The organism is Pseudomonas sp. 91RF, assembly GCF_003576265.1.
Classification (GTDB): Bacteria; Pseudomonadota; Gammaproteobacteria; order Pseudomonadales; family Pseudomonadaceae; genus Aquipseudomonas; species Aquipseudomonas kribbensis.
Window position 1 is genome coordinate 12610 of the sequence record NZ_QWFC01000044.1, and the last position, 22886, is coordinate 35495.

Annotated in this window: 21 protein-coding genes; 12 read left to right on the top strand and 9 right to left on the bottom strand. The window is 61.2% G+C overall.

What is annotated here, in order from left to right; all coding sequences use genetic code 11:
- Positions 1 to 55 precede the first annotated feature (55 nt).
- Entirely contained in the window at positions 56 to 1291 is a 1236-nt protein-coding gene (locus DXT77_RS22590) for a sterol desaturase family protein (protein ID WP_119429253.1), read from the top strand.
- Here the strand turns inward: DXT77_RS22590 and DXT77_RS22595 are convergent.
- A complete protein-coding gene (locus DXT77_RS22595) occupies positions 1272 to 1928 on the bottom strand; it encodes a DedA family protein (RefSeq protein ID WP_119429254.1) in 657 nt (218 codons plus the stop codon). The genes DXT77_RS22590 and DXT77_RS22595 overlap by 20 nt on opposite strands.
- A 208-nt stretch (positions 1929 to 2136) precedes the next feature.
- Between DXT77_RS22595 and hemB the strand changes: the two genes are divergently transcribed.
- Positions 2137 to 3150, top strand: a complete 1014-nt coding sequence (hemB, locus tag DXT77_RS22600) for a porphobilinogen synthase (RefSeq protein WP_007951836.1) — start codon at positions 2137 to 2139, stop codon at positions 3148 to 3150.
- 18 nt (positions 3151 to 3168) lie between these two features.
- The gene (ppk1, locus tag DXT77_RS22605) at positions 3169 to 5394 is read left to right on the top strand and encodes a polyphosphate kinase 1 (protein WP_119429255.1); all 2226 of its coding nucleotides are present in this window, start codon (positions 3169 to 3171) and stop codon (positions 5392 to 5394) included.
- 66 nt (positions 5395 to 5460) lie between these two features.
- On the opposite strand, the gene ppx is transcribed toward ppk1, so the two are convergent.
- The 5 genes from ppx to DXT77_RS22630 form a co-directional block, all read right to left on the bottom strand.
- Positions 5461 to 6963 (bottom strand): exopolyphosphatase, encoded by a 1503-nt coding sequence (gene ppx / locus DXT77_RS22610; protein WP_119429256.1) that lies wholly within the window; start codon positions 6961 to 6963, stop codon positions 5461 to 5463.
- 209 nt (positions 6964 to 7172) lie between these two features.
- A complete protein-coding gene (locus DXT77_RS22615) occupies positions 7173 to 7910 on the bottom strand; it encodes an amino acid ABC transporter ATP-binding protein (RefSeq protein WP_119429257.1) in 738 nt (245 codons plus the stop codon).
- Positions 7897 to 8547: an amino acid ABC transporter permease gene (locus DXT77_RS22620; RefSeq protein WP_119429258.1), complete on the bottom strand. Its 651-nt coding sequence runs from the start codon at positions 8545 to 8547 to the stop codon at positions 7897 to 7899. Before DXT77_RS22620 ends, DXT77_RS22615 begins: the two co-directional genes overlap by 14 nt.
- Complete coding sequence (locus DXT77_RS22625; RefSeq protein ID WP_119429259.1) at positions 8544 to 9224, bottom strand: amino acid ABC transporter permease; 681 nt, start codon at positions 9222 to 9224, stop codon at positions 8544 to 8546. The genes DXT77_RS22620 and DXT77_RS22625 overlap by 4 nt, the downstream gene beginning before the upstream one ends.
- A gap of 21 nt (positions 9225 to 9245) precedes the next feature.
- Positions 9246 to 10031: a transporter substrate-binding domain-containing protein gene (locus DXT77_RS22630; protein WP_119429260.1), complete on the bottom strand. Its 786-nt coding sequence runs from the start codon at positions 10029 to 10031 to the stop codon at positions 9246 to 9248.
- Positions 10032 to 10287: 256 nt separating this feature from the next.
- Here DXT77_RS22630 and DXT77_RS22635 point away from each other — a divergent pair, with 256 nt between their 5' ends.
- The 6 genes from DXT77_RS22635 (at position 10288) to DXT77_RS22660 (ending at position 17630) form a co-directional block, all read left to right on the top strand.
- Positions 10288 to 10995, top strand: a complete 708-nt coding sequence (locus DXT77_RS22635; protein WP_119429261.1) for a FadR/GntR family transcriptional regulator — start codon at positions 10288 to 10290, stop codon at positions 10993 to 10995.
- A 120-nt stretch (positions 10996 to 11115) separates the two neighbouring features.
- Positions 11116 to 11445, top strand: coding sequence for a thioredoxin TrxA (gene trxA / locus DXT77_RS22640; RefSeq protein WP_003206727.1), 330 nt, complete (start codon positions 11116 to 11118; stop codon positions 11443 to 11445).
- A gap of 250 nt (positions 11446 to 11695) precedes the next feature.
- Positions 11696 to 12955, top strand: coding sequence for a transcription termination factor Rho (rho, locus tag DXT77_RS22645; RefSeq protein WP_007951825.1), 1260 nt, complete (start codon positions 11696 to 11698; stop codon positions 12953 to 12955).
- Positions 12956 to 13128: 173 nt separating this feature from the next.
- Positions 13129 to 15126, top strand: coding sequence for an acyltransferase family protein (locus tag DXT77_RS22650; protein ID WP_119429262.1), 1998 nt, complete (start codon positions 13129 to 13131; stop codon positions 15124 to 15126).
- Positions 15127 to 15195: 69 nt separating this feature from the next.
- A complete protein-coding gene (ubiD, locus tag DXT77_RS22655) occupies positions 15196 to 16662 on the top strand; it encodes a 4-hydroxy-3-polyprenylbenzoate decarboxylase (protein ID WP_119429263.1) in 1467 nt (488 codons plus the stop codon).
- Positions 16662 to 17630 carry a CDP-6-deoxy-delta-3,4-glucoseen reductase gene (locus DXT77_RS22660; RefSeq protein WP_119429264.1) on the top strand — a complete coding sequence of 323 codons (969 nt, stop codon included), beginning with the start codon at positions 16662 to 16664 and terminating at the stop codon, positions 17628 to 17630. The genes ubiD and DXT77_RS22660 overlap by 1 nt, the downstream gene beginning before the upstream one ends.
- A 16-nt stretch (positions 17631 to 17646) precedes the next feature.
- Here the strand turns inward: DXT77_RS22660 and DXT77_RS22665 are convergent, their stop codons facing one another.
- Complete coding sequence (locus DXT77_RS22665) at positions 17647 to 18123, bottom strand: sn-glycerol-3-phosphate transporter (RefSeq protein ID WP_119429265.1); 477 nt, start codon at positions 18121 to 18123, stop codon at positions 17647 to 17649.
- 355 nt (positions 18124 to 18478) lie between these two features.
- Here DXT77_RS22665 and DXT77_RS22670 point away from each other — a divergent pair, with 355 nt between their 5' ends.
- Positions 18479 to 19147, top strand: coding sequence for a gamma-glutamylcyclotransferase (locus tag DXT77_RS22670; protein WP_096817401.1), 669 nt, complete (start codon positions 18479 to 18481; stop codon positions 19145 to 19147).
- On the opposite strand, the gene glpT is transcribed toward DXT77_RS22670, so the two are convergent.
- Positions 19123 to 20472 carry a glycerol-3-phosphate transporter gene (glpT, locus tag DXT77_RS22675; RefSeq protein WP_085708965.1) on the bottom strand — a complete coding sequence of 450 codons (1350 nt, stop codon included), beginning with the start codon at positions 20470 to 20472 and terminating at the stop codon, positions 19123 to 19125. The two genes, DXT77_RS22670 and glpT, sit on opposite strands and share 25 nt — an antisense overlap.
- Before the next feature lie 225 nt (positions 20473 to 20697).
- On the opposite strand from glpT, the gene DXT77_RS22680 reads away from it, so the two are divergent.
- Positions 20698 to 21330: a flagellar basal body-associated protein FliL gene (locus DXT77_RS22680; RefSeq protein ID WP_119429266.1), complete on the top strand. Its 633-nt coding sequence runs from the start codon at positions 20698 to 20700 to the stop codon at positions 21328 to 21330.
- A 15-nt stretch (positions 21331 to 21345) separates the two neighbouring features.
- Here DXT77_RS22680 and DXT77_RS22685 read toward each other — a convergent pair whose 3' ends face one another.
- Entirely contained in the window at positions 21346 to 22323 is a 978-nt protein-coding gene (locus DXT77_RS22685; protein WP_119429267.1) for an NADPH:quinone oxidoreductase family protein, read from the bottom strand.
- A 150-nt stretch (positions 22324 to 22473) separates the two neighbouring features.
- Between DXT77_RS22685 and DXT77_RS22690 the strand changes: the two genes are divergently transcribed.
- A complete protein-coding gene (locus DXT77_RS22690) occupies positions 22474 to 22881 on the top strand; it encodes a flagellar basal body-associated protein FliL (protein WP_065259922.1) in 408 nt (135 codons plus the stop codon).
- The last annotated feature ends 5 nt before the right edge of the window (positions 22882 to 22886 follow it).

Below are 22886 nucleotides of genomic sequence, written 5' to 3' on the forward strand. Positions count from 1 at the left end.
CCAGGCCGTGGCTACACCTAGGATCTGTGCACACGGATCTCGATCAGGGCGCGTCATGAACTTCATTCTGTATGCGGTGCCGTTTTTCTTCGTATTGATTGCGGCCGAGTTGATCGCCGACCGTTGGCGCGGGGTGAGCAACTATCGCCTGGCCGATGCGGTGAACAGCATCAGCACCGGGGTGTTGTCGACCACCACCGGCCTGCTGACCAAAGGCGTGGGGCTGGTGACCTACGGCTTTGCCCTGGAGCATCTGGCGCTGCTCAGGTTGCCGGCGGACAGCGTCTGGACGTGGGGCTTCGCTTTTGTCCTCTACGACTTCTGCTACTACTGGCTGCACCGGTTGGGGCACGAGCGGAACATTCTCTGGGCGGCGCATTCGGTGCATCACCAGAGCGAGGATTACAACCTTTCCACCGCCTTGCGCCAGACCAGCACCGGGTTTCTGCTGGGCTGGATCTTTTACCTGCCGATGGCCGTGCTCGGTGTGCCGCTGCTGGTGTTTGTCAGTGTCGCGGCGATGAACCTGCTGTATCAGTTCTGGGTGCATACAAAGCACATTCCCAAGCTCGGCTGGTTCGAATGGATTTTCGTCACGCCGTCCAATCATCGGGCCCACCATGCACAGAACGCTCTCTACATGGATCGCAACTACGGCGGGGTGTTCATTATTTGGGACCGGCTGTTCGGCTCGTTTCAGGAAGAAGACGACAACGAACCGGTGATTTTCGGCGTGACCACGCCGTTGGCGAGCTGGAATCCGCTGTGGGCCAACCTGCAGTTTTACGCGCAGTTGTGGGACGACGCGCGGCGCGCCGGGAGCAAACGGGACAAGCTGCGGATCTGGTTCATGCGTACCGGATGGCGTCCGGCGGACGTGGCGGCGAAGTACCCGATGCACAAGCCGGACTTGAGCCGGTTCCGTAAATTCGAAGTACCGTTGGCCGCCCGACAGCAGTGGTACGTGCTGCTGCAATTCGGCGTGTATGTGGCGCTGGGCAGTTACCTGATGAACCAGGAGCGCAGCCTGTCGACCGGCGCCCTGGTACTGGGCTGGGGCGCAGTGGCGTTCGGTTTGTTCGTGTTGGGCGTTGCCCTGGAGAATCGCCCCTGGGCGTTGAGGCTGGAGCTGCTGCGGTTGGCGGCGAATCTGCCGCTGGTGTGGCTGGCGCCGCAGGTCGGTCTATGGCCGGCCAGCCCCGTGGTCTGGGCCGGCCTGCTCGGTTACAGCCTGCTCAGTGGCATCGGGCTGTATTACTGCCGCCAGCGGTTTACTCGGCTGGCGTCTTAGGTTCGGCGGATTTGGCCTGTTCGGCTTTGTGCCGTTCGGCCTTGGCCTGTTGCTCGGCCTGCTCGTCTTCGTAGACCTTCCTGGCCAGCCGGGCATTCTTGAACCGGCGGCGCAGCCACAGGCCGACGCCCAGCACCAGCAGCGCACCGAGTACCCACAGTTCATATTTCTTGATGCTGCCCAGCATGCCTTCGAGCACCGCACCGAAGTGGTACGCGGCCGCGGCCAGGGCGGCGGCCCAGATCGCCGCACCAATACCGTTCAGCAGCAGATAGCGTCCCGGCGGGTAGCCCGACAGGCCGATCGCCACCGGCATCACCGTGCGCAGGCCGTAAACGAAGCGGAAGCTCAGGACCCAGATGTCCGGGTGCTTGCGGATATGCTCCAGCGCGCGGTCGCCCATCATTTGCCAGCGCGGTTTGCGCGCCAGCAACTTGCGCCCGTGCTTGCGGCCCAGGAAGTACCACAGCTGATCGCCGGCATAGCTGCCGAAGAACGCCACGACCACCACCAGGTTGATATCCATGTAACCACGGAACGCGAGGAAGCCCGCGAGCACCAGGATGGTTTCGCCTTCGAAGAACGTGCCGAGAAACAGGGCAAAGTAGCCGAAGTCATGCAGAAATTGTTGGAGCATTGTCTGGGTGCTGGCGAAATGAACGCGCAGCCTAACCCTTCGGACACATTCAGGAAAGTGTCGAAATGTGTCTCGACGTTAACATTTCCTACAACGACAATGGATTGCGGCTACATGTCACAGGGGTGCACATAACTGTAATACGACCGTCATAATGGCCGCTTATAACTGCCACACTCGCCCGTCTGCGCGGGCTCAGGAGTCTGCCGTGAGCTTTACCCCAGCCAACCGCCTGTTCCCTGCCACCCGCCTGCGTCGCAATCGCCGTGATGATTTTTCCCGGCGGCTGGTGCGTGAGAACGTGTTGACGGTCGATGACCTGATCCTGCCGGTGTTCGTGCTGGACGGTGAAAACCGTCGCGAAGCCGTGGCCTCGATGCCGGGTGTCGAGCGCCTGACCATCGACCTGCTGCTTGAAGAAGCGGCGAAATGGGTCGAACTGGGGATTCCGGCGCTGGCGCTGTTCCCGGTCACGCCACCTGAACTCAAATCCCTCGATGCCGCCGAAGCGTGGAATCCCGAAGGTATCGCCCAGCGCGCCACCCGCGCCCTGCGTGACCGCTTCCCGGAGCTGGGGGTGATCACCGACGTCGCCCTCGATCCGTTCACCACTCACGGTCAGGACGGCATTCTCGACGAAGAAGGCTACGTGCAGAACGACATCACCGTCGATGCACTGGTCAAACAGGCGTTGTCCCACGCCGCCGCTGGCGCCCAGGTGGTTGCTCCGTCGGACATGATGGACGGTCGCATCCAGGCGATCCGTGAGGCGCTGGAGCTGGCCGGTCACGTCAACGTGCGGATCATGGCCTACTCGGCCAAGTACGCCAGCGCCTATTACGGCCCGTTCCGCGATGCCGTGGGTTCGGCCGCGAACCTGGGCAAGGCGAACAAGGCTTCCTACCAGATGGACCCGGCCAACAGCGACGAAGCGCTGCACGAAGTGGGCGCGGACTTGTCTGAAGGCGCGGACATGGTCATGGTCAAACCCGGCATGCCGTACCTGGATATTTTGTTCCGGGTAAAAGATGCCTTCAAAGTGCCGACGTTCGTCTATCAGGTTAGCGGCGAATACGCCATGCACATGGCGGCGATCCAGAATGGCTGGTTGAGCGAAGGCGTGATCCTCGAATCCCTGACCGCCTTTAAACGTGCCGGCGCTGATGGCATCCTGACTTACTTTGCTGTCCGTGCCGCTCAATTGTTACGAGAGCAGAAATAGCCCTCCCAGGAACATTCGATGAATACCGAAGGACTCACTGAAGTTGCCGTAAAAGAAGCTCAACCCGTGGTCGAGCAGATTACCGAAACCCCGCCGGAACTGGAGCCTGCGCCACCCGCGCCGACGTCAGAGCCCGCAGCGGCGGCGCCGGTGATCGCGATTCCCGGCCTGGATGACAGCAGCCTGTATATCCACCGGGAATTGTCGCAACTGCAGTTCAACATCCGCGTGCTGGAACAGGCGCTGGATGAGTCCTACCCGTTGCTGGAGCGGCTGAAGTTCCTGCTGATCTTCTCCAGCAACCTCGACGAGTTCTTCGAGATCCGCGTCGCCGGCCTCAAGAAACAGATCACCTTCGCCCGTGAACAGGCCGGCGCCGACGGTCTGCAACCGCATCAGGCCCTGGCCCGCATCAGCGAGCTGGTGCACGGTCATGTAGACCGCCAGTACGCGATCCTCAACGACATCCTGCTGCCGGAGCTGGAAAAGCATCAGATCCGCTTCATCCGTCGCCGCTACTGGACGACCAAGCTCAAGACCTGGGTGCGCCGTTACTTCCGCGACGAGATCGCGCCGATCATCACCCCGATCGGCCTCGACCCGACGCACCCGTTCCCGTTGCTGGTGAACAAGAGCCTGAACTTCATCGTCGAGCTCGAAGGCATCGACGCCTTCGGTCGCGACTCCGGTCTGGCGATCATTCCGGCGCCGCGTCTGCTGCCACGGATCATCAAGGTGCCGGAAGAGGTCGGCGGCCCTGGCGACAACTATGTGTTCCTGTCGTCGATGATCCACGCTCACGCCGATGACCTGTTCCAGGGCATGAAGGTAAAGGGCTGCTACCAGTTCCGCCTGACCCGGAACGCCGACCTGGCGCTCGATTCCGAAGACGTGGAAGACCTGGCCCGCGCCCTGCGTGGCGAGTTGTTCTCCCGTCGTTACGGCGACGCCGTGCGCCTGGAAGTCGCCGACACCTGCCCGAAACACCTGTCGGACTACCTGCTCAAGCAGTTCAACCTGAGCGAGACCGAGCTGTATCAGGTCAACGGCCCGGTCAACCTGACCCGTCTGTTCAGCATCACCGGTCTGGACAGCCATCCGGAGCTGCAATACACGCCGTTCACCCCGCAGATCCCGAAACTGCTGCAGAACAGCGAGAACATTTTCAGCGTCGTCAGCAAACAGGACATCCTGCTGCTGCACCCGTTCGAGTCGTTCACCCCGGTGGTCGACCTGCTGCGTCAGGCCGCCAAGGATCCGCACGTTCTGGCCGTGCGCCAGACCCTGTACCGCTCCGGCGCCAACTCGGAAATCGTCGATGCGCTGGTAGATGCCGCGCGTAACGGCAAGGAAGTGACGGCGGTTATCGAGCTGCGGGCGCGCTTCGACGAAGAATCCAACCTGCAACTGGCCAGCCGTCTGCAGGCGGCCGGTGCGGTGGTGATCTACGGCGTAGTCGGCTTCAAGACCCACGCCAAGATGATGCTGATCCTGCGCCGTGAAGCCGGCGAGATCGTGCGTTACGCGCACCTCGGCACCGGTAACTACCACGCCGGCAACGCCCGTCTGTACACCGACTACAGCCTGCTGACCTCCGACGACGCCTTGTGCGAAGACGTCGGCAAACTGTTCAGCCAGTTGATCGGCATGGGCAAGACGCTGCGCATGAAGAAGCTGCTGCATGCGCCGTTCACCCTGAAGAAGGGCATGCTCGACATGATCACCCGCGAGACGCAATTCGCGCTCGACGGCAAGCCTGCGCACATCATTGCCAAGTTCAACTCGCTGACCGATCCGAAGATCATCCGCGCGCTGTACAAGGCCAGCCAGTCCGGCGTGCGCATCGACCTCGTGGTGCGCGGCATGTGCTGCCTGCGTCCGGGCATCGCCGGGGTTTCGCACAACATTCACGTGCGCTCGATCATCGGCCGCTTCCTGGAACACACCCGGGTGTTCTACTTCCTCAACGGTGGCGAGGAGCAGATGTTCCTGTCCAGCGCCGACTGGATGGAGCGCAACCTCGACAAGCGCGTCGAGACTTGCTTCCCGGTGGAAGGCAAGAAACTGCTGACCCGGGTCAAGAAAGAGCTGGAGCTGTACCTGACCGACAACACCCACAGCTGGAGCCTGCAGTCGGACGGCCGCTACATCCGCAACACGCCGACCGGCAACCAGAACCCGCGCAGTGCGCAGGCGACGTTGCTGGAACGGTTGGGCAGCCCGATTTTGCCGGTGAGCAGCTGACCGCAAGTCTAAAAGCAATAAAAAAGGCGATCCATCCGGATCGCCTTTTTTGTGCCTGCCCGTTACTCAATGAACGGTCAGTACAATCCCCACCCGAGTCAGCCACTCCGCCTCAAGCGCAAAATCCGCCTGAGTCAGCTGGTTTTCATCCAGCCAGTTCTCCGGGAATTCCACGTCGAGGTTGTCGCCATTGGCGTGCAACGCGACCTGCGGCATGGTCTGGGTGCCGCGAATGTGGTGGAACAGGATCGCGAAGCGCAGCAGCACGCACAGGCGGATCAGCTTGTCGCCGTCTTCGCCGAATTCGGCGAACTTGTCCTTGGGGATGTTGCGGCGGTGGCCGCGCACCAGCAGGGCGAGCATTTGCTGGTCTTCGCGGGAGAAGCCGGCGAGGTCCGAGTGCTCGATCAGGTAGGCGCCATGCTTGTGGTAGTGGTAGTGAGCGATGTCGAGCCCGACTTCGTGCACTTTCGCCGCCCAGCCCAGCAGTTCGCGCCAGATGCCGTCGTCCAGTTGCCAGTCGACAGCCACTTGATCGAAGGCGTGCAGGGCTTTGCGTTCGACCCGTGCGGCCTGTTCCAGGTCGACGTGGTAGCGCTCCATCAGCGAGGTCAGGGTGCGTTCGCGCACGTCTTCGTGATGATGGCGGCCGAGCAGGTCGTAGAGCACGCCTTCACGCAGCGCGCCTTCGCAGTGATCCATGCGTTGCAGTTCGAGGGCGTCGAAGATCGCTTCAAGGATCGCCAGACCGGCCGGGAAGATCGCCCTGCGGTCAGGCTTGATGCCTTCGAAGTCGATCTTGTCGACATCGCCGAGCTTGAACAGGCGACGCTTGAGCCACGCCAGACCTTCGGCGTTCACTTCGCCGGTGCCATGTCCGCCGGCCTTCAGTGCCAGGCCGATGGCACGGATGGTGCCCGAGGAGCCGATGGCTTCATCCCAGGTCAGGCGATGCAGGGCGTGTTCGATGCTCATGATTTCCAGCCGCGCCGCCGTGTAGGCCTGGGCGTAGCGGGCCGGGGTGATCTTGCCGTCCTTGAAATAGCGCTGGGTGAAACTCACGCAGCCCATTTGCAGGCTTTCGCGCAACAACGGTTCGAAACGCTGGCCGATGATGAATTCGGTACTGCCGCCGCCGATGTCGGCGACCAGGCGTTTGCCCGGGGTGTCGGCGAGGGTGTGGGACACGCCGAGGTAGATCAGGCGCGCCTCTTCACGGCCGGAGATGACTTCCACCGGGTGGCCGAGGATTTCTTCGGCGCGGTGGATGAACTCCAGGCGGTTGCGCGCTTCGCGCAGGGCGTTGGTGCCGACGATCCGCACGGCGCCCAGCGGCATACCGTTGATCAGTTGGGCAAAACGCTTCAGGCAATCGAGCCCGCGCTGCATGGATTCTTCGTTGAGATGGCGCTCATCGTCGATGCCGGCGGCCAGCTGAACCTTCTCCCCGAGACGTTCGAGAATACGGATTTCGCCGTTCTGGGCCTTGGCCACGACCATGTGGAAGCTGTTGGAGCCCAGGTCGATCGCGGCGATCAGGGACAGATTCTTGGCTTGGGATTGCGGCATGGTCTGGGGGTCTCGGTCGATAACCCTGACATCGTGCCACGATCAAAGGCTGCCGCCAACGCGCATGGTACAAACCCTTGATTCAGCGCATAAAGTCTCAAGACCGCGGCGCGGCCATTCGCTAGCAGGCTAGCTCCCACATTGAAATGCGCTGCCCTGTGGGAGCTAGCCTGCTAGCGATGAGGCCTTTACCGGCGCTGAGAGTATTTTCAGGCAGTCGCTTCCACAGTTCCGATGAAGTTCGCCAGCTCCGGCGTCTGCGGATCGGCAAACAGCACCTTCGGGTCGCCCACCTCATGCACCTTGCCCTGGTGCATGAACACCAGTTTGTCCCCGACCTCCCGGGCGAAGCGCATTTCGTGGGTGACCATGATCAGGGTCATGCCTTCCTTCGCGAGCTGGCGGACCACGCTGAGCACTTCGTTGACCAGTTCCGGGTCCAGCGCCGAGGTGATCTCGTCGCACAGCAGCACTTTGGGCGACATCGCCAGCGCCCGGGCAATCGCCACGCGCTGTTGCTGGCCCCCGGAAAGCCGATCCGGGAACGCATCGAATTTTTCACCCAGGCCGACGCGTTCCAGCATCTGCCGCGCCAGTTCCTGCGCCCTGGCCTTGGGCACTTTCTGCACCACTTGCGGCGCGAGCATCACGTTTTCGCCCACCGTCAGGTGCGGGAACAGGTTGAACTGCTGAAACACCATCCCGACTTTCTGCCGCAGGCTGCGCAGGTCGGCGCGGGCGGCGTCGAGGTATTCGCCGTCGACTTCGATCACGCCGTCATTGATCGATTCCAGGCCGTTGAGGGTGCGCAACAGGGTGGATTTGCCCGAGCCGCTGCGGCCGATGATCGCCACCACCTGACCTTCCTCGACGCTCAGGTCGATGCCTTTGAGCACGTGGTGATCGCCGTAGTATTTATGCAGGGCGGAAATTCTAAGCAGAGGCATGCAGTCTCCTTTCCAGGTAGCGCGCACTGAGGGACAGGGGGTAGCAGAGCAGGAAGTAGCCGGCGGCGACGAGGCCGTAGACCATGAACGGTTCGAAGGTGGCGTTGGCGAGCATGCCGCCGGTCTTGGTCAATTCGGTGAAGCCGATGATCGAGGTCACGGCGGTGCCCTTGACCACCTGCACCGAAAAGCCCACGGTCGGCGCCACGGCAATACGTAACGCCTGCGGCAGGATCACGTAGCGCAGTTGCTCCAGCGGATTCATCGCCAGACTCGACGAAGCTTCCCACTGGCCATTGGGAATCGACTCGACGCATCCACGCCAGATCTCCGCCAGGTAGGCGCTGGTGAACAGGGTCAGGGCAATCGCCGCCGCCATCCACGGCGAAATCTCCACCCCGGCCAGCGCCACGCCGAAGAACACCAGAAACAGCTGCATCAACAGCGGCGTGCCCTGGAACAGTTCGATCCAGGTGCGGGCAATGCTGCTGGGCAGCGGGTTTTTCGAAATGCGCATGATCAGGATCAGCAACCCGACGATCCCGCCGCCGATGAACGCCACCAGTGACAGCGCCAGCGTCCATTGCAGGCCGGTCAGGAGGTTGCGCAGGATGTCCCAGAACGTGAAATCGCTCATTGGCTGCTCCTTGCGCTGCTTTTCGACAGGTAGCGCCGGCCGAGCCAGTTCAGCGACTGACGGATCAGTAGCGCCATGCACAGATAAATGAGGGTGGTCAGGGCATAGGTTTCAAAGGCACGGAAGTTGCGCGACTGAATAAAGTTAGCGGCAAAGCTCAACTCCTCGGTGGCGATCTGTGAACACACTGCCGAACCGAGCATGACGATGATGATCTGGCTGCTCAGGGCCGGCCAGACCTTGCCCAGCGCCGGCAGCAGCACCACGTGGCGGAACGCTTCGAAACGGCTCATCGCCAGTGCAGCCGCGGCTTCCAGTTGCCCGCGCGGAATCGCCTGGATGCCGGCGCGGATAATCTCGGTCGAGTACGCGCCGAGGTTGATCACCATCGCCAGCACCGCCGCCTGCCACTCGGAAATCTGCACGCCGAGGGACGGCAGGCCGAAGAAGATGAAGAACAGTTGCACCAGGAACGGCGTGTTGCGGATCAACTCCACATACACGCCGAAAATCGCCGAGAAGGGGCGGATGTTCCACGCCCGCACCAGCGCCCCGACGATGCCCACGCCTACGCCAAACAGCGCGCCGATGGCCGTCAGCTCAAGGGTGAACAACGCCCCGCGCAGCAGCAGGTCGGTGTTTTCCACCACCGGCAAGAAATCGAACTGATAGGCCATGAAAGTCTCCCGCGTCGCCGGTCAGAGGTCCGCCGGCAGCGGCTCTTTGAGCCAGGTCTGCGCGTTCTTTTCCAGCGCACCGTCAGCCTTGGCGCTGGTCAGAATTTCGTTGACCTTGCCCAGCAGCGCCGGCTCGTTCTTGTTCACGCCGACGTAGACCGGGGAATCCTTGAGCTTCACCTTCAGCGCCGGCACGCGTTTCGGGCTCTTTTCGCTGATTGCGACCATCACCACGTTGCCGCTCGCAATCAGATCGACCTGGCCTGCGAGGTAGGCGGCGATGGTCGAGTTGTTGTCTTCGAAGCGCTTGATGGTCACGCCTTCGGGGGCGACCTTGGTCAGCTCGATATCTTCGATGGCGCCCCGGGTGACGCTGATGGTCTTGCCCTTGAGGTCGTCCAGGGTGCTGACGGCTGCATCCGGCGGACCGAACACGGCGAGGTAGAACGGCGCGTAGGCGCGGGAGAAATCGATGACCTTCTCGCGCTCGGGGTTCTTGCCGAGACTGGAAATCACCAGATCGACCTTGCCGGTGGTGAGGAACGGGATGCGGTTGGTGCTGTTGACCGGGGTCAGCTCGAGTTTGACCTTGAGCTGGTCGGCCAGCAGCTTCGCGGTGTCGATATCGAGGCCGCGCGGCTTCATGTCCGGGCCGACCGAGCCAAAGGGCGGGAAGTCCTGAGGCACGGCGACTTTCAAGGTGCCGCGTTTGACCACGTCGTCCAGACCGTCGGCATGGGCGGGGGCCTGGCTCAGCATCAGACCGGCAAACAGGGCGGCGAGGAGGGCGCTGTAACGCTTCGTCATGGACAATCTCCGGATCGGCGGGAAGTGAAATCTGCGATCGGACAGAGCACGGGCCGTGCCAAGCCAGCGGTCTGGCCCCGCAAAGCCACGGGTTTAGCGGGTTTGTTCGGTCTTACTGGTCTGAACAGTCAAGTTGTGTTTCGCACTGCGATAGCGCATCCATGCGCACTGTCGAACCCCGCTGGGGCACGACTTGCCTGATGCCTCGAATAGCTTTACAACTGGCCGCACCTTGGCCTGGTCCGTCTGGAAAAACATGAACTCGATCTCCCGCGCGGTACCCGAAGTGGCGCTGCAAGCGATCCGCAAACTGATTACCGAGCAGGGTTTCGGCCCCGGCGATGCGCTGCCCTCGCAACGGGATCTGGCGGTGCAGCTGGGGGTCAGCCGGGCGTCGTTGCGCGAAGCGTTGTCGTCCTTGAGTGCGCTGGGCGTCGTCAGCATCCAGCCGGGCAAGGGCGTATTCGTGCAGTCGCCGGTGGAGTTGCCGCGCGGGGAGGGCACCCCGGCCTGGCCGTTCGCAGCTCAGGCCTCGCCGCTGGAAATCTTTCAGCTGCGCTATGCGCTGGAAGGCTTCGCGGCCGGGCTGGCGGCGGTGACGCTGAGCACGATCGATCTGGACGAACTGGAAGACAACGTGGCCGCCATGCGTGAGCAACTGCGTTCCGGCGACTTCGAGGCGGCGGCGAAACTGGACTTCGAATTCCACCAGCGGATCCTGCGGGCCAGCGGCAATCAGGCGATGCTGAGCATCCTCACCGCCAGCGCCGAGATCTTTCTGGAGAGCCAGAAGCTACCGTTCATCCGCGCCGAACGGGCCATGGAAACCTGGCAGGAACACCGCAAGATTCTCCGCGCCCTGGCCCGCCGGGCCTCCGCTGCCGCCCAGAAAGCCATGCAGGAGCACGTGCGCAACGCGGCGCTGCGCACCGGAATTTCCTTCATCGCCCCCGCCGGCGCGTGACTTGAGCTATACCCAAACTCATCGAGTGCCATAGCAAGACTCAATCATCTGCGGCTTCCTGAACAAGGGAAGGGCGGCTATGATGGGCCACGTTTTTTTGCTTACAACCTGGAGAATTCCATGAGCAGCGATCTGATCAAACACGTTAGCGACGCTAGCTTCGAAGCCGACGTACTCAAGGCCGAAGGCGCTGTCCTGGTCGACTACTGGGCTGAATGGTGCGGCCCTTGCAAAATGATCGCTCCGGTTCTGGACGAGATTGCAGAGACCTACAAAGGCAAGCTGACCGTTGCCAAACTGAACATCGACGAGAACCAGGAAACCCCGGCCAAGCACGGCGTACGTGGTATTCCGACCCTGATGCTGTTCAAGAACGGCAACGTGGAAGCGACCAAGGTCGGCGCTCTGTCGAAGTCGCAACTGGCTGCTTTCCTCGACGCCAACATCTAAGCGTCGCGGTAAAGATTGTCCTCAAAAAGCCCCGCAAATTGCGGGGCTTTTTGCGTATTCAGGGCTAGACGCTCCGAAACTCAGGTGATACATTCGGCCCCGCACTGGTTTCTCCACTGCCCCCTGCTAGCCGTCGCCGACGCACTCCTTTTCGAACAAGTACGCGATCCTGTCGCCTTCTCCGCGGCGCGGCCTCATTAAGCCAAAAGCTTAATTTCCCCCCCTCCATAAATGATTACGTCATTCCTATATGAATCTGACTGAACTCAAGCAAAAGCCGATTACCGAACTGCTCGAATTGGCCGAACAGATGGGCATAGAAAATATGGCCCGTTCGCGCAAGCAGGACGTGATTTTCTCCCTGCTGAAAAAGCACGCTAAAAGCGGTGAGGAAATCTCCGGTGATGGCGTGCTGGAGATTCTCCAGGACGGCTTCGGCTTCCTGCGCTCCGCTGACGCTTCCTACCTCGCCGGCCCTGACGACATCTACGTCTCGCCGAGCCAGATCCGCCGTTTCAACCTGCGCACCGGTGACACCATCGTTGGCAAGATCCGGCCGCCGAAGGAAGGCGAGCGTTATTTCGCCCTGCTCAAGGTCGACACGATCAACTTCGATCGTCCTGAGAACGCGAAGAACAAGATTCTCTTCGAGAACCTGACCCCGCTGTTCCCGAACGTGCGCATGAAGATGGAAGCCGGCAACGGTTCCACCGAAGACCTGACCGGTCGTGTGATCGACCTGTGCGCCCCGATCGGCAAAGGCCAGCGTGGTCTGATCGTTGCACCGCCGAAAGCCGGTAAAACGATCATGCTGCAGAACATCGCAGCGAACATCGCCCGTAACAACCCTGAAGTTCACCTGATCGTGCTGTTGATCGACGAACGTCCGGAAGAAGTGACCGAAATGCAGCGTACCGTGCGCGGCGAAGTGGTTGCCTCGACTTTCGACGAGCCGCCGACCCGTCACGTGCAGGTTGCTGAAATGGTGATCGAGAAGGCCAAGCGCCTGGTCGAACACAAGAAGGACGTGGTGATCCTGCTCGACTCCATCACTCGTCTGGCCCGTGCCTACAACACCGTGATCCCGAGCTCCGGCAAGGTGCTGACCGGTGGTGTCGATGCCCACGCCCTGGAGAAGCCGAAGCGTTTCTTCGGTGCCGCGCGCAACATCGAAGAGGGCGGCTCGCTGACCATTATCGCCACCGCGCTGGTTGAAACCGGCTCGAAGATGGACGAAGTGATCTACGAAGAGTTCAAGGGTACCGGCAACATGGAACTGCCTCTGGACCGTCGCATCGCCGAGAAGCGTGTGTTCCCGGCCATCAACATCAACAAGTCCGGCACTCGCCGTGAAGAGTTGCTGACCGCCGACGACGAACTGCAGCGTATGTGGATCCTGCGCAAGCTGCTGCACCCGATGGACGAAGTGGCGGCCATCGAGTTCCTGGTCGACAAGCTGAAAACGACCAAGACCAACGACGAATTCTTCCTGTCGATGAAGCGCAAGTAACATCGTCGGTCGAGTCCGGAAAAAAAGGCGTCCCCCAGGGGGCGCTTTTTTTTGCCTGTTTTTTGTCCTGGCTGCGGGAGGTTCACGATCTGGTAAGGTCAGTGAGTTGGCAAAACAAGACGCAGCGACTGAGGCTGTACAAAAAACAACCATCTGATTGGCATCAAGGATTTATGAGCACACTTGCTTATCGAAGGGATATCGACGGCTTGCGCGCAGTCGCAGTGATGGCCGTGGTGCTGTTCCACTTTGGCGTCCCGGGGTTCACCGGCGGATTTGTCGGCGTGGACGTGTTTTTCGTGATTTCCGGCTACCTGATCACCTCGATCATCTGGAACCAGCGCCAGGCCGGGCGCTTCAGCTTCGTCGAGTTCTGGGCCCGGCGTGCCCGGCGGATCCTGCCGGCGCTGTTTGCGATGATCATCGCGGTGCTGGCGGTGGGCTGGTTCTTGCTGGCGCCCAAGGACTACGAAGAGCTCGGGCGCTCGGTGCGTTACCAGGTGACCTTCGTCTCGAACATCCTGTTCATGCGTCAGGACGGCTATTTCGACGTCGCGTCGGATCTCAAGCCGCTGCTGCACACCTGGTCGCTGGCGGTGGAAGAGCAGTTCTACATCCTTTTTCCGCTGTTGCTGACCTTGCTGTCGAGCCGATTGAAACACTGGCGGCTGGCGCTGTCCGGCGTATTGCTGCTGTCCTTCGGGCTGAGTGTGTGGGCGGTCCAGCATTATCCGGAGAAGGCGTTCTTCCTGTTGCCGATGCGGGCGTGGGAGCTGCTGGCCGGTGCGATGCTCGCCGTCGCGCCCCGACATTCATGGCGTCTCAAACCGATGGCCGCGCAGTGGCTGAGCCTGTTCGGTATGGCGCTCATCCTGCTGGCCGTCTTCGGGTACGACAAGCGCACGCCATTTCCCGGTGTCGCCGCGCTGCTGCCGGTGCTGGGCGTGGTGGCGCTGATCCTGGCCAACGGTCATCGAGAGACGCTGATCGGTCAATTCCTGAGCAGTCGGGTGATGGTCGGCCTCGGCCTGATTTCCTATTCCTGGTACTTGTGGCATTGGCCGGTGTTTGTGTTTTCCAGCTATGCCAGCGTCGAGGAGCCGGGTGTGCCGGACATCGCAGGGTTGATCCTGTTGACGCTGGTGCTGGGTTACCTGTCATGGAAGTTCGTTGAAACGCCGTTCCGCGAGCGTCGCCTGCTGGCCGGGCGTCGACAGGTTCTGCTGGCAGGTTTCTGCGGCATCCTGGTGCTCGGACTGGCCGGGCAAGCCCTGCGCTGGACCGATGGCTTGCCGTCCCGTCTGTCCGAACAGGCGCTGCAATATGCCAGGGGCCACGAGTGGAGGCCGGAGCTGATGGCGTGCCTGACGGATGACAAGGCACCGGACGACAAGTTGTTCTGCCATTACGGCGTGGAAAACCTGCCAGCCCAGGCAATGGTCTGGGGCGACAGCCACGCTACAGCATTCATTCCAGTGCTGGAGGACGGTGCGCAAGCCCATGGCGTCAGCGTGATCCTCGCCAGCTCTGCCGGTTGTATTCCGGTCGAAGGGCTGGAAACCGATGCGGCCTGTACACGGTTCAATCGGCGTGTCGAGCAGCGGTTGAGCGCGCAACGTATCAGCGATGTGGTACTGGTCGCGCGTTGGAGCCTCTATCTGTATGGCGATGCCAAAGGCGATCTCGACCATGCGCTCAGAAAACCGGACGGCAAATACGACCGGGCCGTCGCTGAGCAGCGCCTGGCCGAAGGCCTGCGTGCGCAGCTTGCTCAATTGCGCGAGAGCGGGCATCGGGTCTGGCTGGTGAAAGAGGCGCCATTGCAGCCGTTCAGCCCTCCGTATCGCCTGACACGCCTTGCAATGCTGGGCCACCCGGTGGATAGCGTCGGTCTGGCCATCGGCGAGCATGACAAGCGCCAGGCATTCATCAGCCGCTTGTTCGCCCGACTGGCGCAGGATCCGATGGTGCGGGTGATCGATCCGGCGCCACGGCTGTGTGATGAACACGGTCTGTGTCGCGCCGAACTCGACGGCTATTCGCTGTACAAGGATGACAATCACCTGTCGGAAGTCGGCGCGCGATTCGTGGCGCCGATCCTCGAACCGCTGTTTGTCAGCCTGCAGGCCGGCAAAAATCCGGGTAACGGCCAGGTGAATGCAGCCAAGTAAGCAGTGACGGGCTGCCAGCGACCGGCATAGCAGGTAGGATGTACGCCTATTTTGAGGGTGCCATCGTCAATGAAATTCAAGGATCTTCGGGATTTCGTGCAGCAGCTTGAGCAGCGCGGAGAGTTGAAACGCATCCAGATTCCCGTCTCGCCGGTGCTGGAAATGACTGAAGTGTGCGACCGCACACTGCGGGCCAAGGGCCCGGCGCTGCTGTTCGAGAAACCCACCGGCTACGACATTCCGGTGCTCGGTAACCTGTTCGGCACCCCCGAACGCGTCGCCATGGGCATGGGCGCCGAGTCAGTCAGCGAACTGCGCGAGATCGGCAAGCTGCTGGCGTTCCTCAAGGAGCCGGAGCCGCCGAAGGGCTTGAAGGACGCGTGGTCGAAGCTGCCGATCTTCCGCAAGATCATTGCGATGGCGCCGAAAGTCGTCAAAGACGCCCCGTGCCAGGAAGTGATCATCGAAGGCGATGACGTCGATCTGGCGATGTTGCCGGTGCAGACCTGCTGGCCGGGCGACGTGGCCCCGCTGATCACCTGGGGTCTGACCGTCACCAAGGGCCCGAACAAGGACCGGCAGAACCTCGGCATCTACCGTCAGCAAGTGATCGGCCGCAACAAGGTCATCATGCGCTGGCTCAGCCACCGTGGCGGTGCGCTGGATTTCCGTGAGTGGTGCGAGAAGCATCCGGGCCAGCCATTCCCGGTGTCCGTGGCCCTCGGCGCGGATCCGGCGACCATTCTCGGTGCGGTCACCCCAGTGCCGGACAGCCTCTCCGAATACGCCTTCGCCGGCCTGTTGCGCGACAGCCGCACGGAACTGGTCAGGTGCCGTGGCAACGACCTGCAAGTGCCGGCCACTGCCGAGATCATCCTTGAAGGCGTGATCCATCCGGGCGAGATGGCCGACGAAGGCCCGTACGGTGACCACACCGGCTACTACAACGAAGTCGACAGCTTCCCGGTGTTCACCGTCGAGCGCATCACTCACCGGATCAAACCGATCTACCACAGCACCTACACCGGCCGTCCGCCGGATGAGCCGGCGATTCTCGGCGTGGCGCTGAACGAAGTGTTCGTGCCGATCCTGCAGAAGCAGTTCCCGGAAATCACCGATTTCTACCTGCCGCCGGAAGGCTGCTCGTACCGCATGGCCGTGGTGACGATGAAGAAGTCGTATCCGGGCCACGCCAAGCGCGTGATGCTGGGTGTCTGGTCGTTTTTGCGACAGTTCATGTACACCAAGTTCGTTATCGTCACCGACGACGATATCAACGCACGGGACTGGAACGACGTGATCTGGGCCATCACCACGCGCATGGACCCCAAGCGCGACACGGTGATGATCGACAACACGCCGATCGACTACCTCGACTTCGCCTCGCCGGTGTCGGGTCTTGGCTCGAAGATGGGCCTGGACGCCACCCACAAGTGGCCGGGTGAAACCACTCGCGAGTGGGGCCGTGTCATCGTCAAGGATGATGCCGTCACCCAACGGATCGATGCCATCTGGAATCAGTTAGGAATAGATTGATGCGTGTAACCCTGCAGCCCTCCGGAGCGGTGCTCGAGATACGGCCCGGAGAGCGGATTCTCGATGGTGCGCGGCGCCTGGGCTACGAATGCCCGCAAAGCTGCCGTAACGGTAATTGTCATGTATGCGCAGCGCTGCTGGTGGAAGGCCGGGTCGAACAGGCCGGCAAGGTGCATGACCACGGCGAGTTCTACACTTGCATAGCGCAGCCGCTGGAAGACTGCATCCTGCTGTGGGATGGCGTGCTCGCGCTGGGAGAACTGCCGGTGCGCAGCCTGTCGTGTCAGGTCATCGAATGCCGGGACGTCGGTGGCGATACCTGGCGCGTGCGCCTGCGGGCGCCGGCCGGCAAGCCGCCGCGTTATCATGCCGGTCAGTACCTGATGATCGAGCGCGAAAGCGGCGAGAAATCAGCCTTTTCCATGGCCTCGGCGCCCCACGGCGGGCGAGATCTGGAAATCCACGTTCTGGCGCGTGAAGCCAGTGCCCTCAGCCTGATCGAGCAGTTGCAACGCAATTCGATGGTGCGGGTCGAGCTGCCGTTCGGCGACACCCATCTCGCGGAACTGCCGGACGGGCCGCTGGTGCTGATCGCCGCCGGCACCGGCATGGGCCAGATTCACAGCCTGATCGAACATTGCCGGGCCAACGGCTTCAAGCATCCGGTGCATTTGTACTGGGGCGTGCGACGTCCGGAAGATTTCTACGAAATCGAGCATTGGGACGAATGGCTGAAGCTGCCCAACCTGTTCCTGCACAAGGTCGTCAGCGACCAGTGCGGCTGGGAAGGCCGCTGCGGGATGTTGCATGAGGCGGTGTGCGATGACTTCCCGGATCTGAAATCCCTGCACGTTTACGCCAGCGGCTCGCCGGCGATGGTCTACGGCACTCTGGATGCGCTGGTGGAAGCCGGGATGGATGCCCACCAGATGCGCGCCGACGTGTTTGCCTACGCGCCGCGCTCTTGAGCCGCGCTGTACCTTTCTAGAACCGCACGCCCGTTGTCACCATGGCCGCGTTGGCGCCGAGTAACACCAGCTCGGCGCCCAGCGGGCCATAGTGGGCGCCGACCGACGGGATGATCACCGGTGCAACGCCGAAGTGATTGAGCGGGATCTTGTCCTTGTAGTCACCCCGATAGCCCTGTAGCAACCCGCCCGTGAGTTTCACGTACACCGGATAATCGGCGCTCTCGAAGCGTTTGCCGGCATAGGCGTAATTGGAACGCTGGCTGAACGAGTTACGGAAAGTTGCCCCGCCAAATACCCAGCCGGAAGCCTGATTGCGTTCAATGCCGATCAAGTCCTGATGATTGTTGTGTTCGGGGTCGGGTGAGTAGTGTTTGGTGTAGACACTGGTTTGTGCGTACCAGAAACCTTTGTCTTCTTGCGAGTCATCCGTGGCCAGTGCCTGGCCGGTCTGAATCAATAAAAGTGCGGCCAAAAGCCTGGTTGTGTTCATCGTGCAGCCTCGGTTGAACGGGTTGGCTTGCGCCAGAGGAAAGCCGTTTTACGCAGGCATTCAGCGACGGTAAATATGGGAAGTCCGAAATTTTAGTAGGAAAAATCCCGGCACTTCATGAACGAATCCTGAACGAAGAGAGGGCTTAACGATATTTCATTCGGGTATTTAAGATATCTGCGCCATGGTATTAGGCTATATCAAACAAGATAGACCTCGCGGATAACCGCGAATTAGCGCTATCAAAGGTGTCATACATCCTTTAGCACTTTTCGTTTTACAGTTACTGCTATATGTTCTATCAAGCGAACTGTGCTTACATCTTGTAATACTTGCGGGGCCGAACACTTCCGTCATGACAGCCATAGAATCTGCTTTTCTGAATCTGGCTTACCCTCCGCGGCTCGACCTGGGGCCGCAGCTGACGCACGAACAACTTCTCGCTTCCATGCAATCGACCATGGCACGTCACAAGGGCGGTCCGGTATGGCTGTTCGCGTATGGTTCGCTGATCTGGCGGCCGGAGTGTTCGGCGGTGGAGCGGGTGCGCGGGCGGGTGCATGGCTACCATCGCGGCTTGTACCTGTGGTCCCACGAACATCGCGGCACGCCGGAAATGCCGGGGCTGGTGTTCGGTCTGGATCGCGGCGGTTCGTGCAGCGGCTTTGCCTACCGGTTGCCGGAAGACAACCTCGACAGTGCGCTGTATGCGCTGTGGAAACGCGAGATGCCGTTTCCGTCCTATCGCCCGCACTGGCTCAACTGCCGTCTCGAAGATGGCAGCCAGGTTCAGGCTTTGGGATTCGTGTTGGAGCGACACCTGCCCAGCTATGCCGGTAATCTGCCGGATCATGTGCTGAGCCAGGTGTTCGAAAGCGCTTGCGGGCGTTACGGTACGACTCGCGATTATGTCGAGCAGACCGCTCACGCCCTGCGCAGCCACGCCATGCCAGACCGGAATCTGGAGGCGCGACTCAAGCGCTGCAAGTCAAAGACCGATCAGGCGACTGCTTCGCGGCTCTGACTGGCGACTTGCTTGTGCCACAGGGTCGGGGCCAGGAAGGCCATCGACAGCAGGCAAGCGCCCACCAGCAGCACGAAACCGCCATCCCAGCCGAAATGGTCCACGGTGTAGCCCATCGCTGCGCTCGCTGCGACCGAACCACCCAGATAACCGAACAGGCCGGTGAAGCCTGCGGCAGTGCCGGCAGCTTTCTTCGGTGCCAGTTCCAGTGCCTGCAGGCCGATCAGCATCACCGGGCCGTAGATCAGGAAGCCGATGGAGAACAGCGCGATCATGTCGATGGTCGGGTTGCCGGCCGGGTTCAGCCAGTAAACCAGGGTCGCCACCGTCACCAGGGCCATGAACACCATGCCGGTCAGGCCACGGTTGCCACGGAAGATCTTGTCCGACATCCAGCCGCACAGCAGCGTGCCCGGAATACCCGCCCACTCATAGAAGAAGTACGCCCACGAAGTCTTGTCGACGTCGAAGTGCTTGGCTTCCTTGAGGTAGGTCGGTGCCCAGTCCAGTACGCCGTAGCGCAGCAGGTAGACAAAGACGTTGGCCATGGCGATGTACCAGAGCATTTTGTTGCGCAGCACGTATTTGACGAAGATTTCCTTGGCGCTGAATTCGTCTTCGTGGCTGGCGTCGTAGCCTTCCGGGTAGTCGTTCTTGTACTTCTCGATCGGCGGCAGGCCGACCGATTGCGGGGTGTCGCGCATGGTGATGAAGGCAAAAGCCGCCACCGCCAGGGCTACCGCCGCCGGTACATAGAACGCGGCGTGCCAGTCATTGAACAGGCCCATGCCGATCAGGAACAGCGGGCCGATCAGACCACCGCCGACGTTGTGCGCCACGTTCCACACGGACACCACGCCGCCGCGCTCCTTCTGCGACCACCAGTGCACCATGGTCCGTCCGCTCGGCGGCCAGCCCATGCCCTGGGCCCAGCCGTTGATGAACAGCAGGATGAACATCATGGTCACGCTGGACGTTGCCCAAGGTGCGAAACCGAAAATGAACATCACCCCCGCCGAGACCAGCAGGCCGAACGGCAGGAAGTAGCGCGGGTTGGAACGGTCGGAGACCAGGCCCATGAGGAACTTGGAAAGACCGTAGGCGATTGCGATGGCCGACATCGCCAGACCCAGTTCGCCGCGGGTGTAACCCTCGTCGATCAGGTACGGCATGGCCAGGGAGAAGTTCTTGCGCAGCAGGTAGTAACCCGCGTAGCCAAAGAAGATACCGGCGAAGATCTGCCAGCGCAGGCGTCGGTAGGTACTGTCTATTTTTTCTTCAGGCAATGGAGCCTGATGTGCGGCAGGTCGAAAGAAAGCAAACATTCAAGAGCTCCAGATTTCTTGTTTTGACTGCGGATGCGAATGTTACAGTTTCGTTACCGAAAATAGCACCGGTTCCCATCGGCAAAACAGCGGAAAATGTTGGAAGTCGCATGTTCTTTTACGAACCTGTCGCTCTGCTGTAAGAACAGGGCGTTTTCACCACTTATGAACATGGGCTGGCATAGACTCGCGATCCGTCGATCGACTGATCAGCAGAGATGAATGATGGCTTTGAAGGTTCGCATGCTCATGCGCCGATTATTGGCGGCGGCGGTTATCGCCGCTGCGGTGCTGGGATTGATTTATGCCGATCACCCTGCCCAGTCCGGGTTGCGCAATGCCACGGTGCTGATCATCCGCCATGCGGAAAAGCCGACTGAAGGATCGGTGCTCAATGCCCGGGGCGAAGAGCGGGCCCGCGCCTATGCCGACTATTTCAATCCATTGAAGCTCGACGGCCAGACGCTGACCCCGGAACGGCTGATTGCCGCCGGCGACACTCACGAGAGCTCCCGCTCACGTTTGACCCTGACGCCGCTGGCCGAGCGTCTGAACCTGTCTATCGAGCAGCCCTACATCAATGGCGACGTACATGAGCTGGTCAAACTGTTGCGCAAGAGCAATCAGGCGCCGGTCATCCTGATCGCCTGGCACCAAGGGCGCATCAACAAGCTGATCAGTGCGTTCGGTGGCGACAGCACGGCCCTGATGGGTCAGAAAAAATGGCCGGACGAGGTTTACGACTGGATGCTCGTACTGCGCTTCGATGACAAGGGCCGGATTATCCAGGCTGATAGCCGGAAGGTTCTGGAGCACTTGTTGCCGGGCGATGCTGTGGATTCTCCCGGCAACAAATGACGGCTCCGAGGTGCTTCAGCGCAACTGCACCACAACCTTGCCCACCGCCTTGCGTTGCCCAAGATCATTGATCGCTTGTGCCGACTCACTCAGCGGATAGACCTGCGACACCAGCGGCTTCAGCTTGCCTTCGGCGAACCAGCCGAACAGTTGCTGGAAGTTCGCCGCGTTGTCCTGTGGCTGGCGTTGGGCGAAAGAGCCCCAGAACACACCGAGCACCGCTGCACCCTTGAGCAGGGCGAGGTTGACCGGCAGTTCGGGGATACGGCCGCTGGCGAAACCGACCACCAGCAGGCGGCCGTTCCAGGCGATGGCGCGAATGGCCTGGTCGAACAGATCGCCGCCGACCGGGTCGTAGATCACGTCGGCGCCCTGGCCGTCGGTCAGGCGTTTGATTTCGTCCTTGAGGCTGGTTTCGCTGTAGTTGATCAATTCGTCTGCACCGGCAGCTTTGGCCACGGCGAGTTTCTCGGCGCTGCTGGCGGCGGCGATAACCCGGGCGCCCATGGCTTTGCCGATCTCCACGGCTGCGAGCCCGACGCCGCCGGAGGCACCGAGCACCAGCAGGGTTTCGCCCGGTTGCAGGTTGCCGCGCTGTTTGAGGGCGTGCATCGAGGTGCCGTAGGTCATGCTGAACGCGGCGGCGGTGTTGAAATCCATCGACGGCGGAATCGGCAGCACGTTATAGCCCGGCACCGCGACCTGCTCGGCAAAGCTGCCCCAGCCGGTCAGGGCCATGACCCTGTCGCCAATCTTGAGGTGACTGATCTTTTCGCCGACTTCGCGGACCACGCCAGCCGCTTCGCCACCCGGCGAGAACGGGAAGGGCGGCTTGAACTGGTACTTGCCCTCGATGATCAGCGTGTCCGGGAAGTTGACCCCGGCGGCGTGCACGTCCAGCAGGATTTCATTCTTCTTCGCGACAGGACTGGCGACGTCTTCCAGCACCAGCGATTCGGCAGGGCCGAAGGCTTTGCACAGCACGGCTTTCATCAGGGCTATTCCTTTGGGAGTGATGGCCGATAAGTGTAGGTGTGGCAGTCAACGGGTCAACGAGCATGCCCGGCCCTGATAGTCCGCCATAAGCTTGTGCTTGCGCGGCGGGTCGTTATGCTAGGCCGCAAACCGGATAAGGAGCGAATTGTGAAAGCGTGGATCATGTTGTTGCTGGCCCTGTCTCTGCCTGTGGCAGCGCTGGCCGAAGAAGCCAAAGAAGGCGAGGCGCCGAAGGTCAACTACATCACCCTGAGCCCGCCGTTCGTGGGCAACTACGGACTGGACGGCACGCCGAAGCTCAAGGTCTACAAGGCCGACGTGGCGTTGCGGGTGACCGGTGACGAGGCAACCAAACTGGTCAAGGCCAACGAGCCGCTGATCCGCAATCAACTGGTGGCGCTGTTCACTCAGCAGACCACCGACGCAATGGGCAGCATCGAAGGCAAGGAAAAGCTGCGTCAGGAAGCCTTGAAGCAGACCCAGCAAGTGATGAATGACGAGACCGGCAAGCCAGTGGTTGAAGATCTGTTGTTCAACAACCTGATCATTCAATAACAAGT

Excerpts from the sequence above, each read along its gene's own strand:
- DXT77_RS22590 (WP_119429253.1), top strand. The coding sequence starts at position 56 with ATGAACTTCATTCTGTATGCGGTGCCGTTTTTCTTCGTATTGATTGCG.
- DXT77_RS22625 (WP_119429259.1), bottom strand. The coding sequence starts at position 9,224 with ATGGCCTATCAGTTCGATTTCTTGCCGGTGGTGGAAAACACCGACCTG.
- DXT77_RS22630 (WP_119429260.1), bottom strand. The coding sequence starts at position 10,031 with ATGACGAAGCGTTACAGCGCCCTCCTCGCCGCCCTGTTTGCCGGTCTG.
- DXT77_RS22660 (WP_119429264.1), top strand. The coding sequence starts at position 16,662 with ATGCGTGTAACCCTGCAGCCCTCCGGAGCGGTGCTCGAGATACGGCCC.
- DXT77_RS22650 (WP_119429262.1), top strand. The coding sequence starts at position 13,129 with ATGAGCACACTTGCTTATCGAAGGGATATCGACGGCTTGCGCGCAGTC.
- ppx (WP_119429256.1), bottom strand. The coding sequence starts at position 6,963 with ATGCCGCAATCCCAAGCCAAGAATCTGTCCCTGATCGCCGCGATCGAC.
- ubiD (WP_119429263.1), top strand. The coding sequence starts at position 15,196 with ATGAAATTCAAGGATCTTCGGGATTTCGTGCAGCAGCTTGAGCAGCGC.
- DXT77_RS22670 (WP_096817401.1), top strand. The coding sequence starts at position 18,479 with ATGACAGCCATAGAATCTGCTTTTCTGAATCTGGCTTACCCTCCGCGG.
- trxA (WP_003206727.1), top strand. The coding sequence starts at position 11,116 with ATGAGCAGCGATCTGATCAAACACGTTAGCGACGCTAGCTTCGAAGCC.
- DXT77_RS22680 (WP_119429266.1), top strand. The coding sequence starts at position 20,698 with ATGGCTTTGAAGGTTCGCATGCTCATGCGCCGATTATTGGCGGCGGCG.
- rho (WP_007951825.1), top strand. The coding sequence starts at position 11,696 with ATGAATCTGACTGAACTCAAGCAAAAGCCGATTACCGAACTGCTCGAA.
- DXT77_RS22615 (WP_119429257.1), bottom strand. The coding sequence starts at position 7,910 with ATGCCTCTGCTTAGAATTTCCGCCCTGCATAAATACTACGGCGATCAC.
- ppk1 (WP_119429255.1), top strand. The coding sequence starts at position 3,169 with ATGAATACCGAAGGACTCACTGAAGTTGCCGTAAAAGAAGCTCAACCC.
- glpT (WP_085708965.1), bottom strand. The coding sequence starts at position 20,472 with ATGTTTGCTTTCTTTCGACCTGCCGCACATCAGGCTCCATTGCCTGAA.
- DXT77_RS22665 (WP_119429265.1), bottom strand. The coding sequence starts at position 18,123 with ATGAACACAACCAGGCTTTTGGCCGCACTTTTATTGATTCAGACCGGC.
- DXT77_RS22635 (WP_119429261.1), top strand. The coding sequence starts at position 10,288 with ATGAACTCGATCTCCCGCGCGGTACCCGAAGTGGCGCTGCAAGCGATC.
- DXT77_RS22620 (WP_119429258.1), bottom strand. The coding sequence starts at position 8,547 with ATGAGCGATTTCACGTTCTGGGACATCCTGCGCAACCTCCTGACCGGC.
- DXT77_RS22685 (WP_119429267.1), bottom strand. The coding sequence starts at position 22,323 with ATGAAAGCCGTGCTGTGCAAAGCCTTCGGCCCTGCCGAATCGCTGGTG.
- DXT77_RS22595 (WP_119429254.1), bottom strand. The coding sequence starts at position 1,928 with ATGCTCCAACAATTTCTGCATGACTTCGGCTACTTTGCCCTGTTTCTC.